General features: G+C 53.8%; 1 pseudogene. It reads right to left on the reverse strand.

Annotated features, from left to right (window positions below):
- Positions 1 to 333, reverse strand: a pseudogene (locus F0Q32_RS25930) (formate dehydrogenase); the annotation flags it as partial.

Raw genomic sequence — 333 nt, forward strand, 5'->3', positions numbered from 1 at the left:
GGCAGATATAGCCGTTCACCAGACCCTGATTCATCATCTCGAAATATTGCAGAACGTCGTAGCCTTTGTCCCACTTAGGCAGCAGGTCGAAGCCCCAGTCGTTCTCTTTCGTCGCTTTGTCGCCAAAGAAGGCTTTCATCATCGAGACGAAGAATTTCGGGTAGTTGCCCCAGTAGTTCACCTGGCCTTCCAGCAGCGGTTTAGGCGTGTTGGCGGCAAGGTAGGTTTGCAGGTCGGTTTGTTTCTCGCTTGGCAGCGTCATGTAGCCAGGCAGGCTTTGTGACAGTAAACCAAGGTCGGTCAGACCCTGAATGTTGGAGTGACCGCGCAGGG

It is taken from the genome of Pseudocitrobacter sp. 73 (genome assembly GCF_008369545.1).
Lineage (GTDB): Bacteria > Pseudomonadota > Gammaproteobacteria > Enterobacterales > Enterobacteriaceae > Pseudocitrobacter > Pseudocitrobacter vendiensis.